The sequence below is a fragment of the Lentzea californiensis genome (assembly GCF_024648825.1).
GTDB classification, from domain to species: Bacteria; Actinomycetota; Actinomycetes; order Mycobacteriales; family Pseudonocardiaceae; genus Lentzea; species Lentzea californiensis.
In genome coordinates this window covers 261,552-277,715 of the sequence record NZ_JANBBE010000005.1, presented here as the reverse complement: position 1 = coordinate 277,715, position 16,164 = coordinate 261,552, and the positions used below count along the sequence as shown (strand labels likewise).

General features: G+C 68.8%; 14 protein-coding genes. 4 read left to right on the top strand and 10 right to left on the bottom strand.

The features are described 5' to 3' along the window. Positions 1-103: 103 nt before the first annotated feature. The 5 genes from LX88_RS20815 to LX88_RS20795 are packed head-to-tail and all read right to left on the bottom strand — an operon-like array spanning position 104 to position 5,847. The gene (locus LX88_RS20815; RefSeq protein ID WP_258949451.1) at positions 104-1,468 is read right to left on the bottom strand and encodes a cellulose binding domain-containing protein; all 1,365 of its coding nucleotides are present in this window, start codon (positions 1,466-1,468) and stop codon (positions 104-106) included. Then, positions 1,453-2,856 carry a beta-N-acetylhexosaminidase gene (locus tag LX88_RS20810; RefSeq protein WP_258949450.1) on the bottom strand — a complete coding sequence of 468 codons (1,404 nt, stop codon included), beginning with the start codon at positions 2,854-2,856 and terminating at the stop codon, positions 1,453-1,455. Before LX88_RS20810 ends, LX88_RS20815 begins: the two co-directional genes overlap by 16 nt. Continuing rightward, on the bottom strand, positions 2,853-3,674 hold the full coding sequence (locus LX88_RS20805) for a carbohydrate ABC transporter permease (RefSeq protein ID WP_090063352.1): 822 nt from the start codon (positions 3,672-3,674) through the stop codon (positions 2,853-2,855). The genes LX88_RS20810 and LX88_RS20805 overlap by 4 nt, the downstream gene beginning before the upstream one ends. Continuing rightward, positions 3,671-4,615: a carbohydrate ABC transporter permease gene (locus tag LX88_RS20800; RefSeq protein ID WP_258949449.1), complete on the bottom strand. Its 945-nt coding sequence runs from the start codon at positions 4,613-4,615 to the stop codon at positions 3,671-3,673. The genes LX88_RS20805 and LX88_RS20800 overlap by 4 nt, the downstream gene beginning before the upstream one ends. After that, the gene (locus tag LX88_RS20795; RefSeq protein WP_258949448.1) at positions 4,612-5,847 is read right to left on the bottom strand and encodes an extracellular solute-binding protein; all 1,236 of its coding nucleotides are present in this window, start codon (positions 5,845-5,847) and stop codon (positions 4,612-4,614) included. The genes LX88_RS20800 and LX88_RS20795 overlap by 4 nt, the downstream gene beginning before the upstream one ends. 179 nt (positions 5,848-6,026) lie before the next feature. Here LX88_RS20795 and LX88_RS20790 point away from each other — a divergent pair, with 179 nt between their 5' ends. Next, positions 6,027-6,788, top strand: coding sequence for a GntR family transcriptional regulator (locus LX88_RS20790; protein WP_258949447.1), 762 nt, complete (start codon positions 6,027-6,029; stop codon positions 6,786-6,788). A gap of 64 nt (positions 6,789-6,852) precedes the next feature. Here the strand turns inward: LX88_RS20790 and LX88_RS20785 are convergent, their stop codons facing one another. From LX88_RS20785 to LX88_RS20775, 3 genes are all read right to left on the bottom strand, one after another. Further along, entirely contained in the window at positions 6,853-8,025 is a 1,173-nt protein-coding gene (locus LX88_RS20785; protein ID WP_258949446.1) for an RNA-guided endonuclease InsQ/TnpB family protein, read from the bottom strand. A gap of 94 nt (positions 8,026-8,119) precedes the next feature. After that, the gene (locus tag LX88_RS20780) at positions 8,120-9,817 is read right to left on the bottom strand and encodes a cation:proton antiporter (RefSeq protein WP_258949445.1); all 1,698 of its coding nucleotides are present in this window, start codon (positions 9,815-9,817) and stop codon (positions 8,120-8,122) included. A 51-nt stretch (positions 9,818-9,868) separates the two neighbouring features. Continuing rightward, positions 9,869-11,482, bottom strand: a complete 1,614-nt coding sequence (locus LX88_RS20775; protein WP_258949444.1) for a purine-cytosine permease family protein — start codon at positions 11,480-11,482, stop codon at positions 9,869-9,871. A 78-nt stretch (positions 11,483-11,560) separates the two neighbouring features. On the opposite strand from LX88_RS20775, the gene LX88_RS20770 reads away from it, so the two are divergent. Together LX88_RS20770 and LX88_RS20765 are read left to right on the top strand one after the other, a co-directional pair. Continuing rightward, positions 11,561-12,028 (top strand): hypothetical protein, encoded by a 468-nt coding sequence (locus LX88_RS20770; RefSeq protein ID WP_258949443.1) that lies wholly within the window; start codon positions 11,561-11,563, stop codon positions 12,026-12,028. Between the two features lie 29 nt (positions 12,029-12,057). Beyond that, positions 12,058-12,357, top strand: a complete 300-nt coding sequence (locus tag LX88_RS20765; protein WP_258949442.1) for a hypothetical protein — start codon at positions 12,058-12,060, stop codon at positions 12,355-12,357. A gap of 4 nt (positions 12,358-12,361) precedes the next feature. On the opposite strand, the gene LX88_RS20760 is transcribed toward LX88_RS20765, so the two are convergent. Together LX88_RS20760 and LX88_RS20755 are read right to left on the bottom strand one after the other, a co-directional pair. After that, on the bottom strand, positions 12,362-14,329 hold the full coding sequence (locus LX88_RS20760; RefSeq protein ID WP_258949441.1) for a WD40 repeat domain-containing serine/threonine protein kinase: 1,968 nt from the start codon (positions 14,327-14,329) through the stop codon (positions 12,362-12,364). Between the two features lie 123 nt (positions 14,330-14,452). Next, complete coding sequence (locus LX88_RS20755; protein WP_258949440.1) at positions 14,453-15,079, bottom strand: class I SAM-dependent methyltransferase; 627 nt, start codon at positions 15,077-15,079, stop codon at positions 14,453-14,455. 70 nt (positions 15,080-15,149) lie between these two features. Between LX88_RS20755 and LX88_RS20750 the strand changes: the two genes are divergently transcribed. Continuing rightward, positions 15,150-16,070 (top strand): AraC family transcriptional regulator, encoded by a 921-nt coding sequence (locus LX88_RS20750; protein ID WP_258949439.1) that lies wholly within the window; start codon positions 15,150-15,152, stop codon positions 16,068-16,070. Positions 16,071-16,164: the final 94 nt, after the last annotated feature.

The window sequence follows — 16,164 nt, the reverse complement described above, 5'->3', positions numbered from 1 at the left end:
CTGGGCAGGGTGACGTCAGGTGCGGCCAGCCGCGAAAAATAGTTGTCAGGTGTCCTGGACAGCGGCGGGCCCCGGGCAGGTGCGCACGGGACCCGCCGGTGGGTCAGACGTTGTCGGTGTGCGTGACGCCCGCGTTGCGGTAGTCCTGCACCGCGGTCTTCACCTGGGCCGGGCTCAGCACCTGGTCCTTGGCGAAGTACACGTAGTCGACCTCCTGCTGGTAGGCCCGCTCGGCACTGCCGCCCTGCAGGCCGCCCGAGATGAACCACAGGTTGAAGTTGATCGACATCGGCGTCTCCGGGTAGTACTTGTCGCCGTGGTCGGCGACCAGGTTGCCGTCGATGTAGTACTTCACCCGGCCGTTCGCGACCTGGAAGACGAGGTCGTGCCAGCCGTTGTAGCTCTGCCGCTGTACGTTGTGGATGTTGTCGGCGAGCCACGGTTCGTTCTGGTAGGTCTCCCAGGTGGTCTCGTACATCACGTTGGCCGACTCACCCCAGCCGCCGTTGGGCAGGTACTCGAAGTCGATCTCGCCGTAGTTCGGCGCCATCGGAGCGTCGAGCGGGGTGATGGTGAAGAACGTCTGCACGACGTGGTCGCCGTCCGGGCCGAAGACCGGCGCGTCGCTGAACTTCACCCTGGAGGCGTAGGTGCCCTCGAAGAACTTGCGCTGGTGGTACAGCTCGGTCTGCCTTGCGGCGGAGCCGTTGTTCCACGAGTCGAGCCGCATGACCTTCTGGCCGTCGACGGTCGGGAACGTGATGCGCGACGGGTCCCAGGTCGCGCCCGGCACACCGGGACCGCCACCGCCCGAGCGGACGGTCCAGCCGCGCTGGCCGATCCGCGAGTCGCTCGAGTTGTTGTAGGCGAAGTCGTCGAACAGCTTGGGGCCGTTGGGGTTAGGCGCCGTCGTGGTCGTCGTGGTGGTGGGCGGGCTGCCACCGGGCGGGGTGCCCCACAGCAGCGTGCTGCCGCGGTGGACCGTGACGTTGTTCCACGCCGAGTAGGAGCTCTGGTTGCGGAACGAGTAGTCGTCGGTCTGCGTGATGGGGCCCCAGTTGGTGCGGTAGAAGCGGAGTTGCAGGTCACCGGAGTCGCCGCCGGCGTTCAGCGTGCCCGCACCGGAGGTGAAACCGACCTCCAGGTAGCGGTCGGCCGGGCCGCCGGTCAGGGTGCCGAACTGGCCGGTCACGTTGCCGCAGCCGCGCACGGCCCACGAGCAGGCGAACCGGTAGCCGACGTCGGGGGTGTCGCTCTTGAAGTAGTAGCGGATCTTCAGGTCGGACAGCGGCACGCTCGTGCTGCCCGAGTTGACCAGCTTGAACCACGGTTCGGCCTGGTCGGTCGTCGCACCGGACGCGCTGGTCCGGTACTGGGCGGTGATCGCGTCGGCGGCGAACGCGTTCGGTGCGACGGCCAGCGCGGCCACCGCCAGCGCCGCGCAGGACGCGGCTAGGAGTGCTCGCAACGTTCTCTCCTCATTTCGGCAGGGACGGACAGGGCGGCGAGCCTGGACGAGTGGAGGCGCATCCGGGTGGTGAAGCCCTCCCACTCGGGGCGCTGGGACCAGAGGGTGTCGGCCAGCGCGGCAAGACGGGGAAATGCCAGGTATTCCAGGTGGTCACGGGAACGGACGTGCTCGGTCCACAGCTGGCACTGGGCGCCGAGCACGCCGTCGGGCAGCGGCACGTGGTAGACGTCGCGGTCCGTCACGACGAACCCGGGCTGGCCGGGCGGTTCGTGCGGGCCGTCCGACCGCGGGTAGTCGAGGTAGGTCGAGGTGTGCGGGGCCATCACGACGGGCTGGCCCTGGTCCAGTGCCTTGACGGCCTGGGTCTCGTCCTTCCACGGCATGAGGAGGGATCGGGGGTCCCCGGTCGGTTCCCACGCGGCCGGGACGCGGCCCCGGTCGAGCAGGTACCTGCTCGCCTGGCGGAGGAACTGGCCGTGCACGTCCTCCGGCAGCAGGCATTCGTCGCCGCCGACGTGGACGTGCTCGCCCGGGAACACCTCCAGCACCTCGGCCAGCACCTCCCGGACGAAGCCGATCGCGTGCATGCCGAACGCCGCGTCGCTGATGCCCCACCGGGTCCACACGGACAGCGGTTCCGGTGCGATGCCGAGGTCGGGATAGGCGGCGAGTGCGGCGCGGGCGTGGCCGGGCATCTCGATCTCCGGCATGATCCGGATGCCGCGTTCGGCGGCGTGCGCGACCAGCCCCTCGAGCTCGGCGCGGGTGTAGGTGCCGCCGTGCGGGACGCCGTCGCCGTTGGTCTCGGTGCGCCAGCCGCCGATCGAGGTCAGCAGCGGGTGCGCGGGCACCGGCATCCGCCAGCCCTGGTCGTCGGTCAGGTGCAGGTGCAGGAGGTTGAGCTTGTGGAACGCCATCAGGTCGATGAACCTGCGAACCACGTGCACCGGCTGGAAGTGCCTGGCCAAGTCGAGCATGAACCCGCGCCACGGCAACCTGGGCAGGTCGCGGATGTCGACGCCGGGCAGCGTCCACTCCACTTCGGACACCCTGCTCGACCGGAGTGCCTGTGCCGGCAGGAGCTGCCGGATGGACTGCACGCCGTGCGCCAGGCCGTTGGGCGTGCCCGCTCGCAGCAGGACGCCGTGCTCGGTGACCGTGAGCGCGTAGCCCTCCGCGCCGAGTCCGACGAGCTTGGCGTCCAGGGCGAGGAAGACCTGGCCCTGGTCGGCGATCGGCAACGGGAGTCCGGTCGCGGGTCTGAGGAGTGCGCGCAGGAGTCTCGCCGCGGGTTCGGCACCGGGTGTGACGCGCACGCTCGTGGCGTCGTCCAGCGTGAACCCCTTGCCGCGGCGCACGATCCTGGTCGGGAGTGGAACGATCACCCCTTCACCGCCCCTCCGACGATGCCGGTGGTGACCCGGCCCTGCAACACGATGAAGATCAGCAGCACGGGCAGCATGAACAACGTCGACGCGGCCATGGTGGCCCCCCAGTCGGTGCCGAAGGTGTTGTTGAACGAGGACAGCCAGACCGGCAGCGTGCGGTCGTCCTGGTCCTTGATGATCAGCACGTTGGCGAAGGCGAACTCGTTCCACGCGGTGATGAACCCGAACAGCGAGGTCGCCAGCAGACCGGGCGCGAGCAGCGGGAACACGACCTTGCGGAACGCCTGGCCGCGCGTGCAGCCGTCGACCTGCGCCGCCTCCTCCAGGTCGGCCGGAATGGCGGCGAGGAACCCGCGCAGCGTCACGATGGTGAACGGCAGCGTCATCATGAAGTAGACGAGCGTGAGGATCCAGAGCGTGTCGAGCATGCCGGTGTCCCTGGCGATCACGTAGATCGGGATGAGCAGCGCCTCCCACGGCGTCATCTGCGCGACGAACACCATCAGCACGAACGCCCTGCGGCCCTTCCACTGCAGCCGCGCGATCGCGAACGCCGCCAGCAGGGCGACCAGCAGGGCCAGGAGCACCGCCCCGCCCGCTACCAGGAGGCTGTTGCGCCAGAACGAGAAGAACCCCTTCGCGGCGATCGCCGTGCCGAAGTGGTCGAACGTGATCGGGAGGGGCAGGAACGTCGGTGTCGCGCTCTGGATGTCCTTGGTGGGCTTGAACGCGGTGAGCACCATCCAGTAGACGGGGAACACCGAGAGCACGAACACGACGAGCGCCGCCGTGGTGCGCGAGATCCGGCCGATCATGCTTCCCGCTCCTGCCGGTAGAGCTGGCGGAAGTACGCCAGCAGTGCGAGCACGAGCAGCACCACCATGAGCATCGACACGGCCGCGCCGAGGTCGTAGCGCTGCAACGACTGCGCGACCTGGAAGGCGTAGACCGGCAGCGTCGTCGTGGCCTGGCCGGGACCGCCCTGGCTGATCACCCAGATCTGCACGAACGCCTTGACGACCCAGATCACCTCCAGACACGTGATCAGCCCGAACATGGCGCGCAACATGGGGAAGGTGATGGTGGAGAACACCCGCCACGCGCCGGCGCCGTCCATGCGCGCGGCCTCGTACAGCTCCTGCGGCACGGTGATCATCGCCGCGTACAGCGACAGCGCGGCGAACGGGACGGACTGCCAGACGATCAGCGTCACGAGGATGCCGAACGTCGCCTCGCCGTCCGCGAACCACGTGTAGTCGCGGTACTCCTCGAAGCCCATCGCCACCAGCGCCCAGTTCACGACACCGAGCCGGGACTGGAAGAGCCACTGGAACACCGTGGTCGCCGCGATGATCGGCGTCGCCCAGGTGAGCACGAGCCCGCCCATCACGAGGAACCTGAGCCCCTTGCCGAGGCGGACGAGCAGCAGCGCGACCAGCGTGGACAGCACCATGATCAGCACGACGTTGATCGCGGTGAACCACAGCGTCCGCCTGACCACGGCCCAGAACTCGGGGTCGGACAGCACCTTCACGTAGTTCGCGAGACCGACGAACTTCGCGTCGCCGCGCACGAGCTGCGGCAGCCCGAACTCCTGCAGCGAGATGATCACATTGCGGACCAGCGGGTACAGCAGCAGGTACGCGGTGGTGAGCAGGGTGGGCGCGATCAGGAGGTACGGCAGGACGGGCCGTTTGCGGCGCTTCGGCGGGGCCGGCGCAGTCTCCTGCACCGGCCTCTCGGCGACGAGCGTCATTTGCCGGAGTTGAGGGCTTGGGTGATCACTTCGTCGGCCTTCGCCGCCGCTGTCCGGGGATCGGCGCCGGTGAGGACCGCGGTCTGGAACTCCTTGATCGGGTTGCGGGCCTCGACCGCGGCCCAGTTCGGCGAGTTCGGTGTGGCGAACCCGTTGGCCGCACCGGCCGCCATCGCCGCAGTGCCGGGATCACCGCCCACCGAGGACGCGAGCGACTTGCGGTTCGGCACGTAGTTCATCGCCTTCGCGAGCTCCACCTGCCACTTCTCGCCGGCGAGCGCCTTGACGACCTCGTACGCGCCGTCCTGGCGCGGGGACGCCAGCGGGACGATGAGGTCGGAGCCGCCGGTGAACACCGCGCCGGGATTGTCCGCCGCCTTGCCGGGGATCGGGAAGAAACCGATCTTGCCCTCCAGCGCCGGGTTGGCCTTCGTGACGAGCTTCGCCGCGCCGGGCACCGCGATGAACTGCGCGACCTTGCCGCCCGCCACGACGTCCGTCTGCTGGGGCTTGGCCTCGTCGGAGTCCTTCGGACCGTCGCCCAGCGCCTGGAGCTGCTTGTAGAAGTCCATGCCCGCCAACGCCTGCGGCGTGTTGAGCGAGCCCTTCCACCGGTCGCCGTCCTGCTGCGCCAGGTCGCCGCCCTCGTCCCAGACGAACCCGGACAGCGTGTACCAGTTCTGGCCGGGCAGGTAGATGCCCTGCTGGTCGCCCTGGTCGAGCTTCGCGGTGGCGGCGAGCCACTCCTCGCGCGTCTTCGGGGGCGTGACCTGGGCCGCCTCGAACAGGTCCTTGCGGTAGATCACGACTCGGTTGGCCGCGTAGAACGGGATCCCGAACTGCTTGCCGTCCACCGAACCGGGCTCGCTCAAGCCCGGGATCCAGTCGTCGCCCTGCAGTTCGGCCTTCTTGGCGGACAGGTCGGTGACACCCTTGCTGGCCACGTACTGGGCGACCTGGGTGTTGCCGACCTCGATCACGTCGGGCGGATCAGTGCTGGCCAGGGCACTGGTCACCTTCTGCGTGATGCCGTTCCACTCCTGGATCTGGATCTTCAGGTCGAGGTCGGCGTGATCGCGTTCGAACTCGCTCTCGAACTTCGACACGAACTCCTCGGTGGCCGTGTCCTTCATGAGCCACACGGTGATCTCCTGCTTCTCACCTCCGCCCGCGGACGAACCGCAGGCGGACAACGTGAGCGCCAGGACGAGTAAGGCAGCGGAGCGCGACACGACTCACCTCTCGCTGGGATGTGACCAATTGGTCAGGTCCGATGGGAGCGGTTAGAAAGTGGCATAGACCACTTCTCAGGTCAATCCCCTGGTTGGATGCGTGAGAGCGCTCTCGATCTTCAACAGCCTGGTTACTTACCAGTGGTATGCCATACTGGCTGCCGACCGAGCGGAGGGGCATGGCCGAAGCGATCCTCAAGCGCGAGCAGGTCCGCGACTACCTGCTCGAGCTCATCGAGACCCACCCCGCCGGCGCCCCGATCCCGGCAGAACGCGTGCTGTGCCAGCGGCTCTCGGTCTCGCGCCCCACCGTCCGCTCGGCGGTGGAGGAACTGGTCAACACCGGCCTGCTCGTCCGCCAGCACGGCCGGGGCACCTTCGTGGCACGCGCCAAGATCACCCAGGAGATGGTCTCCGACACGGGTTCCATGTCCCTGCCCCAGGCCGGCGGCACGTGGTCGTCGCGCGTGCTCGAACACGCCCGCATCCCCGCCGGCGCCAGAGTAGGCCGCCGCCTGCACCTCTCCCCCGCGGCCGACATCCACTACATCGCCCGCCTGCGCCTGGTCGACGGCGAGCCGATGGCGTTGGAGCACCTGCACGTGCCCGCACTGGTCGCGCCCGCGTTGACGTTGCACGACATGGAGTCCGGTGACTTCTACGACCGGCTGCGCGAGCACGGGGTCCACGTTTCCGAGGCCGTGCAGTCGATCGAGCCCACGGTGGTGAACGACTCCGAGGCCTCGCTGCTCGGAGTTCCCGTGCTGGCACCGGCTTTGCTGTTCGAGCGGCTGACCACGGACGCCGAGGGCCGGCAGGTCGAGTACGTGCACTCGATCTACCGCGGGGACCGGTACCGGATCGTCTCGCGGCTGACGCTCGGCGCCTCGCCTCGCAACAGCGTGGACGTGGAGGCGCGGGTCAGCGGCAACCCGTTCTGATCACTTGACTACTCCCCGCCCTGAAGGACGGGGATTCTCCCGGTCGCCCGGGAGGCTTCCTGCTTCAGCGACAGTCGCCTTCTCGTGCTTGCGCACGAGCTGGTCTGACACCATCTCCACAGGCGAGCACGGCCAGCCCGGCCGCTCGTATGTTGATCGCCGCGTTGACATCCCGGTCGTGAACGGTTCCGCAACGGCACGTCCACTCCCGGATACCGAGCGGCATTGTGCCCTGGAGCGCTCCGCACGCGGAGCACACCTTCGAACTCGGGTACCAGCGATCGATCACGACCAACTCGCGGCCGTACCACTGGCATTTGCAGGTCAGCATGGTCCGCAGTTCCGACCAGGCGGCGTCGCTGATCGCACGGGCAAGGCTGTGGTTGCGAACCATGTTGCGCACGCCGAGGTCCTCGATCACGACCGTTTGGTTCTCACGGACGAGACGCGTACTCAGCTTGTGCAGACCATCGCTGCGACGGTCTGCGATTCGGGCGTGCACCCGCGCCACCTTGACGCGCGCCTTCGCCCTGTTGCTGGAACCCTTCATCTTCCGGGCCAGTCGCCGCTGGGCCACGGCGAGCCGCTCCCGGTCCCGCCGCTCGTGGCGAGGGTTCGTCACCTTCTCCCCGGTGGAGAGGGTGACGAGGCTGGCGATGCCGGCGTCGAGCCCGACCACCTGATCGGACGTGGGCCCGTCGTGCACGGTGGTGTCGACGAGGACACTGACGTGCCAGCGGTTCGCCGCATCCCGGGACACCGTGACCATGCTCGGCTCAGCGCCTTCGGGCAGCGGCCGGGACCAACGGATGTCGAGAGGTTCGGCCATCTTCGCCAAGATGATCGTCCCGTCACGCCACCGGAACGCCGATCGGGTGTACTCCGCGGACGCACGGGACCTGCGCTTGGACTTGAACCTCGGGTACCTCGCCCGCTTGTCCCAGAACGCGACGAACGCGCCTTGCAGGTGCCGAAGGCTCTGTTGCAGCGGAACCGAGGACACCTCGGTCAGGAACGCCGACCCGGGATCTTGCTTCCACTCGGTCAACATGGCCGACGACTGCACGTAGGACACCCGGCGTTGCTCGCCGTACCAGGCGGCCGTACGGGCTTGCAGCGCCCGGTTGCAGACCAGTCGCACGCACCCGAACGTCCGGGACAGCTCGGCTGCCTGCTGCTCGGACGGGTAGAAGCGGTATTTGAACGCCCGCTTCACCACCCGCTCCGCCGTGCTCACATGTTAGCGGCCCACCGTGTGACGTCCCGTCCACCCCTACGGACAGAGCGGCTCCTCCACGGCGTGAACGCCGGGGTATCCGCCGGTGTGGAAGTCAGATGAACCGGGTGCTCTGACTGTCGACGAAGTTCTGGGCCTTCTCCAGGGTGTGCGAGGCGTACGTGCCGCTGGCGCGCGCGTCCAGCAGGGCGTTCTGCTGCGCGTCCGCCATCATCCGCTGCAGCTCGAAGCGTTGGTGCATCGACATGTCCGGGTTCTGCTCGGTGAGCTTCTTCTCGATGCCCTCGCTCATCGCGACGATCCGTTCGAGGGTCTGCTCCAGCAGGTGCTCGTCGAACGGCTCCCCGTTCTCGCGGCACAGCGTCGAGCTCTCCAGCAGCGTGCGGCTCGCCGTCACCAGTTCGCCCGCCAGCCGGGCGTACTCGCGGCGTTCGTGGTCCTCGTCGTTGCCGCGGATGCCCAGCCACCTGATCACCAGCGGCAACGTGCCTCCCTGCACGACGAGCGTGAGGATCGCGACGGTGAAGGCGATGAGGATCAGCTCGGAGCGGTACGGCAGGTCCTCGGGCAGCGTCTGCGCCGCCGCCACCGTCACCACGCCGCGCATGCCCGACCAGGCGAGCACCGCGCCGCCGCGCCAGCTGAGACCTTCGCTCGCGTAGAACGCCACGTCGGCCTGTTTGCGTTGCAGCATCCGGATTCCGCGGTCGTACCGCTTCTCCTCGCCGGGCTGGGGGCCGCGCGCGGTGAAGCGGTCCACGAAGGACTCCAGCTTGCCGGTGAACGCGTCCGCGCGGCGTTGCTGGCGGCGCAGCAGGGCGATCACCGGGATGGTGAACGCCACGCGCAGCACGACCAGCGCCACCGTGGCCAGCGCGCCGAGCACGAGCGCCCGCGCGACCTCGTCGTCCGCCACGGCACCGATGACCGACGTGAGCTCGAAGCCCATCAGCAGGAAGACGCCGTTCTCCAGCAGCAGCTGGATGGTGCGCCAGTTCGTGCGTTCGGAGATGCGGTCGTGCGCGGTGAACCTGCGCGCGCTCTGGTGGCCGGTGATCAGCCCGGCCACGACCACGGCGATCACGCCGGACGCGTGCACCTCCTCGGCCGGGATGAACGCCAGGAACGGCACCACGTACGAGATCGCGGTCGTGAGCACCGGCTGGCCCTGGATCCGCGCCCGCGCCCACACCGACACGGCGCCGACGGCGGCACCGATCGCGACGCCTGCCGAAACGGCGTAGGCGAAGTCGCCCAGCGCGCTGCCGAACGACACGCTGGCGGTGATCGCGACGATGGCCGTGCGCAGCAGCACGAGCGCGGTCGCGTCGTTGACCAGTCCTTCGCCTTCGAGGATCGTGACGAGGCGGGGCGGCAGGCCGAGCTTCTTGCCGATCGACGTGGCGGCGACCGCGTCCGGCGGGCTGATCACGGCGCCGAGTGCGAGCGCGGCGGCGAACCCGATCTCCGGCAGCAGCCACCAGATCAGCAGGCCGGTGCCGAACGCCGACACGACCACGAGCAGCACCGACAGCGCGCCGATGGTCGCGAAGTTGCGTCTGAAGTCGACCACCGGCACGTTCACCGCCGCCGAGTACAGGATCGGCGGCAGCACGACCACCAGGATCCACTCCGGTTCGACGAACAGGTGCGGTGCGCCCGGCAGCTGACTGCAGCCCATGCCGACGAGCACGAGCAGCACGGGTGCGGCCACGCCCAGTTTGGGCGCCACGTACGACACCACCACGATGATCAGCACGGCCGCGACGGCGAGCAAGGCCCATTCCTGCATGACGTGCAGTTTGTCTGATCGGAACGGACCTCGCCCGCGCAGCCACGCCGGTCAGGAGGCGGGAAGCACGTGGCGCCCCTCACGATCGGTGCTCAGGCACAGCGAGCAGATCTCACCGCCGAGCGCGCTGGCCGTCATGTCCGGCCGCTCGTACGACTCCCCGCACACCACGCAGTCGTACCGCGTCGCGCTCGGGTTGCCGTCCTCGTCGAGCATCGGCTCCGCGATGCCGTCGTCGGTGCGGCGCAGGTAGAACCGGCCGCGCGTGAGAACCGCGAGCAACGGCGTCAGCACGATCGGGATGCCGACCGCGACCAGCGGCGAGTACGGCTGGACCACCGCGCCGAACAGTCCGAAGTAGACCGAGATGGACAGGATCGACGAGGCGAGGAACGACCCGACGCCCACCGGGTTCACCGCGAACAGCATGCCGCGGCGGAACTCCGGCTGCTTGGGCGAGAGCTTCAGCAGGTATTTGTTGATCGCGATGTCGGCGGCGACCGTGACGACCCACGCCATCGCGCAGTTCGAGTAGAAGCTGAGCAGGTTGTTGAGGAAGCTGAACATGTCCGCTTCCATCAGCACCAGCGCGATCGCGAGGTTGACCAGCACGAACACCAGCCGCCCCGGGTAGTGCTTGGTGACGCGGGTGAAGGAGTTCGTCCACGCCAGCGAGCCCGAGTAGGCGTTCGTGACGTTGATCTTCACCTGGCTCAGCACCACGAGCACCAGCGCCAGCGGCACCACCAGCCACGGCGGCATGAACTGCTTGAACACCCCGGTGAACTGCTCGATCGGTTCCACCGCGGCGACCTTGCCGACCGCGTCGAGCACGTAGATCGCCATGAACGCGCCGATCGCCTGCTTGAGCGCTCCGAACACCACCCAGCCGGGGCCGGCCATGATCATCGACGTCCACCACGCCCTGCGGTTCTCGGCGGTGCGCGGCGGCATGAACCGCAGGTAGTCGATCTGCTCGCCGATCTGCCCCATCAACGACAGGCAGACGCCCGCGCCGAGCATGACCGACGCGGTGTTCACGCCGGTGTCGCCGTACGCGAGCCAGCGACCCACCGAGTCAGGGTCCGCGATCACCAGGTAGAGCAGCGGCGCCACCATCAGCAGCAGCCACAAGGGGTTCGTCCAGCTCTGCAGCTTCGCGAGCACCCTCATCCCGTAGATCACCAGCGGGATGATCACCAGTGTCGACGTGAGGTACCCCAGCCACAGCGGCAGGCCCAGCGCGTACCGCAGGCCCTGCGCCATGATCGAGCCCTCGAGCGCGAAGAAGATGAAGGTGAAGCTCGCGAAGATCACGCTGGTGATCACCGAACCGTAGTAGCCGAAGCCGGAACCACGGGTGATCAGGTCGAGGTCGATGTTGTACCGCGCCGCGTAGTAGGCCAGCGGGAACCCGGTCACGAAGATGACGATCGCCGCGAAGCCGATGGCCAGCAACGCGTTGCCCGTACCGTGCGCGAGGCCGATGCCCGCGCCGATCGAGAAGTCCGCCATGTAGGCGATGCCGCCCAGCGCGGACGCCCCGACGACGGCGGGCGTCCAGCGCCGGTACGTCCTGGGCGCGAACCGAAGGGTGTAGTCCTCGAGCGTCTCTTTGGACGCCACGGGAGCCGGAGCGCGCTCCGCAACCTCTTCAAGGGTCATGAACCTCGACGCTAGGAACCCCGCGTTTCCGGCGATCGCGCCGTCTGTGTCGGGACGATGACGCTATGTTCACCGATCATGGATGATCTCGTGACGTTCATGAAGCAACGCAAGCTCGACGACGAGGAAGCCGCCGAGACGTGGGCCACGAGGTCCGCGACCATCTCCGAATGGGCGCGCAAGGTCGTGCTCCTGCTGACGAACCACCAGATTCCTGCCGAGCACACGCTGCACGACACCGTCGGCGGCCAGCAGGTGCGGATCGCGTCCGGGTGGCTCGTGCTGGCCGCCAGGACCCCGAGCGCCACCCACCCCGGCGTGTTCAAGGAGGCAGGAATCTTCCTGACCCCGGCCGCGGAACTGTGGCAGTACGACAACGAGTGGCCGACGGCCGCCCGGCTCACCGCGACCATCCCCGCGTTCAGGACGCCGGACGGCGCGGTCATGCGGGCCCGCTGCGAGTGGATTCTCGACAACGTCATCGAGGCGTTCGCGGACACGCTGGAAAGTCACGGCATCGACGTGTTCGAGCTGGAAGGCCTGTAGACCGTGTTGCCGAGGAAAGCCGGTGAGCCGTGCGCGACCGACCTGAGATCGTCTGCATCTGCGGCTCCACCAGGTTCGGGGCCGAGATGCGTGCGGCGAACCGTGATCTGACCTTGGCAGGTGTCATCGTCATCGCGCCGGCCGAGACGGACGGGGTGATCACGGACGAGCAGAGGACCGCGCTGGGCGCCCTCCACCTGCGCAAGATCGACCTGGCCGACCGGGTTCTGGTCGTCAATCACGGCGGGTACGTCGGCGAGTCCACGAGCCGGGAGATCGCCCACGCCCGCGCCACCGGCAAGCCGGTCTCGTTCACCGATCCCGTCTGACCGCCTAGATCTGCCAGATCCGGACGGACTTGTCGTCGCCACCGGCCGCGATCCGCTTGCCGTCGGGCGAGAACGCCACCGTCTGGATCCGGCCGCCCGCTCCGATCACCGTGGCGCGGACCTTCTTGGACGCCACGTCCCACAGCTGGACGAAGTTGCCCTGCCCCCAGGTCGCGACCGTTCTGCCGTTGGGGTGGAACAGCGCGCTCGAGAGGGTGAGGTCGTCGTCGGCGCGCTGGAACACCGCCTTGCTCTGGCCGGACGCCACGTCCCAGAGCTGCATGCTGTTCTCGCCGTCGCCGTCGACGACCGCGAGGCTCTTGCCGTCGGGCGAGAACGAGCCGCCGTCGCCGGTCGAGTCGTTGATGGTCTTGACCGTCTTGCCCGTCGCGGGGTCGACGATCTTGATCTCCTGGTACTTGGTGCCCGCGTAGGCCAGCAGCTCACCGTCCGGGCTGAACGACAGGTCGCTGCTGCCCCGCGCCTCGGTCAGGCCGATCTTGACCTTGCGCGTCGCCACGTCCCAGACCAGCAGGCGGCCGGTGTGGGTGACGCCGACGAGCGTCTTGCCGTCCGGGTGGAAGCGGAGGGTCTTCATGATGGAACGGCTGTCGTCCAGGCCGCCGATCATCGAGCGGTCGGCGATGTTCCACAGGTACGTGGTGAAGTCGCCGGTGCGGTTGCCGCCCGCCGCGAGGACCTTGCCGTCCGGGCTGATCGCAACCGCGCACGCCGAGGCGCCGCCGGGGCCGTCCGGGTTCTGGACGGTGCCGATGAGCTTGTTCGTCGTGGCGTCCCAGATGCGGACGAGGGCACCTCCGTCGCCCAGGCCGTCCTCGGCGCTGGCGAGGATCCTGCCGTCCGGGCTCCACGCGACCGACGACACCGATGCCTTGTGGTCGACCAGCTGGACGTGCTCGGTGAACTCCTCCGGCCGGCCCGGCTCGGTCACCGGCGAAGTCGTCGACTGCTCGGAGCCGCCCTCCTTGTTCGAGGCCGCCTTGTTGTCGCCGGTGGACGGCAGCTGCGCCCCCTCACCGTCGTTGTTCCTGGTACCGAGCCACCACGCGGTGCCGCCGCCGACCGCCACGACCGCGCCGACGCCGGCCAGCAGCGCCGTGCGCCTGCTGACGCCGGGCTTCGCCTTGACGGGCAGCACGACGGGTACGCCGGCGAGCATCGCGAGTGCCTGGTCGACGGTGGCTCGGTCGGCGGGGTTCTTGCGCAGCAGCCCGCCGAGCAGCGACGTGAGGTGCCCTGCGCGCTGCGGGGGCGGCGGTTCTTGGGTGAGCAGCATCGAGAGGGTCGTCATGAAGTCCTGGCCCTGGTACGGGGGCCTGCCCTCGACGGCGGCGTAGAGGGTCGCGCCGAGCGACCACATGTCCGTCGCCGGGCTGATCGGCGCGCCGGTGCCCTGCTCGGGCGCCATGTACGCGGGCGTGCCGACGATGGAGCCGTCCGTGGTCAGCGGGACGTCGCCGGTGAGCCTGGCGATGCCGAAGTCGGTGATCACGACCCGGTCGCCGGACAGCAACACGTTGGCGGGCTTGAGATCGCGGTGCACGATCCCCGCCTGGTGCGCCACCCGCAGCGCGCTCAGCATCGACGTGGCGACGTAGGCGACCTGGTCCGGGGGCAGCGCGCCCCGCGACCGGATGGCGTCGGACAGCGACCCGCCGCGGACGAACTCCATCACGATCATCGGGGTGCCGTTGTACTCGACCACGTCGTGCACGGTGACGATGCCGGGGTGGTTGAGCTGACCGGCGAGCTGCGCCTCGCGCATGGCGCGCTGGCACAGCAACGCCCGCTGCTGCGCGTCGAGCCCGGCGGGCAGCAGCAGCTCCTTGATGGCCACCTCACGGCCGATGACCTCGTCACGGCCGAGCCACACCCGGCCCATACCGCCGGTGCCGATCACCTGAACGAGCCGGTAGCGCTGCGCCACCAGACTTCCCGTCGCATCTGTCACGGCGCGCAGCCTAGATGGGAGGACGCGCTCCCACGACGGTAACCGGCAAGTTCGCAATCGATTGAACTTGTTGGTAGCAAAGAAACATCGTGCGCAGTCAATCGGTCGGCGATGGACGTGTCCCTAGTGGACCTTCGCGACCTCGATCCCCACTGTGCCGAACATCCGCAGCTTCCGCATCCTGGTCGGCTCGGTGGTGAACCCGGCCGCCGCGATCCGCTTCGGCACGGCGTCGCCGACGTTGTCGCGCAGGTGGTCCTTCGCCGCCCCGTGGTCGTGGAACACGGCGTCGGCGAGCACCAGCACCCCGCCGGGCCGCAGCACGCGCCGGACCTCGGTGAGCATCTCGTCCTTCGACGGGGTGTCGAGGTGGTGCAGCATCAGGCTGGAGAACACGACGTCGAACGAGGCGTCCGGGAACGCAAGCTCCTGCGCGAACCCCTTGTCCAGCTTCGCCCGCAGCCCCGCACGGCGCAGTTTGCGCTCCGCCCGCGCCAGCATCTTCAGGTCGGGGTCGACGCCGAACAGTTCGACGTCCCGGTGGCGCCTTCCGCTGGCCCGCAACAGGTTTCCAGTGCCACAGCCGACGTCCAGCACGCGCTGCCCGCCACGCAGCCCGGCCGACGTGACCATCTCGTCGTGCACGCCGGCGAGCCCGGACACCAGGTGCACCACTTCGTAGAGGGGCAGGAGGAAGTGCTTGCCCATTCCTGGCAGGTAGTCCCGCTCCTGGGACGATACTTCGGTCATGCTGTGATTCTGACTGCTGCCAGGGCAGTATTTCTGTGCCGATCCACGGTTTGAATGGGACGATTTGACGGTGCGAACCCAGCGGACACCCCTCCAGGGCGACGAGCCCGCGCAGTACGCGTGGCGACCGGCTCCCGGCGAGCTGTCCGTGGCGGCTCTCGCGCTCGGCCACGGCGCGGACTTCGACGGCTCGCACGAGGCCCACTCCCACGACTTCCCAGGCCTGGCCTACTTCGAGACGGCGGGCGGCGTGGTCCGCCACGGCCGGCAGGTCAGGCAGGTCGAGGCCGGCGACCTGTTCGTCATCGCGCCCGGCGACGTGATGGGCCAGACCCGCAGCGACGACCTCCTCGGTGCCCGCGGCTGGGGCGTCTTCTTCACCGCCGACGCGCTCGGCCCCGAGACTCCCGGCGCACACCTGGCATGGCGCACGCACCCGCTGCTGTTCCCGTTCGTCCACGGCCGCGCGACCGGCGCGTTGCGGCTCAAGGTGCCCGAGGACCACCGCGCCGAGTGGACCGCTCGCATCGAGGCGCTGCACGAAGAGCTCCGGCACCGCCGCGACGGCTACCGGGAAGCCGTGTCCGCGCACCTGACGCTGCTGCTGGTCGCGGTGTCGAGGCTCGCCGCGGATGTCGTCGGCGACCTGCGCGAGAACGCCGAACCGCTGCTGGCCGAGGTGTTCGACGTGATCGAACGGCGCTACCCGGAGCCGTTGTCGCTGCGCGAGGTCGCCGCCGCGGTCAGCATCTCCCCCGGCCACCTGACCTCGACGGTGCGCAGGCGGACCGGCCGCACCGTGCAGGAGTGGATCACCGAGCGCCGGATGGTCCAGGCGCGGCGACTGCTGGCCGTCACGGAACTGCCGGTCGGCGACATCGGGCGGCAGGTGGGCTTCTCGGACGCGGGCTACTTCGCGCGGACGTTCGGCAAGCTGCACGGGATGAGCCCCACGCGCTGGCGGCGGTTCAACCACCTGAACGCCCGCTGAACTCCTGTGGACGGCCTGTCGATCATGGGCCGTTTCGTCGTATTCGTCCCTCCCGGTCGTGGCACTGTCGTGACCATGACCGGCGGGACGCCCA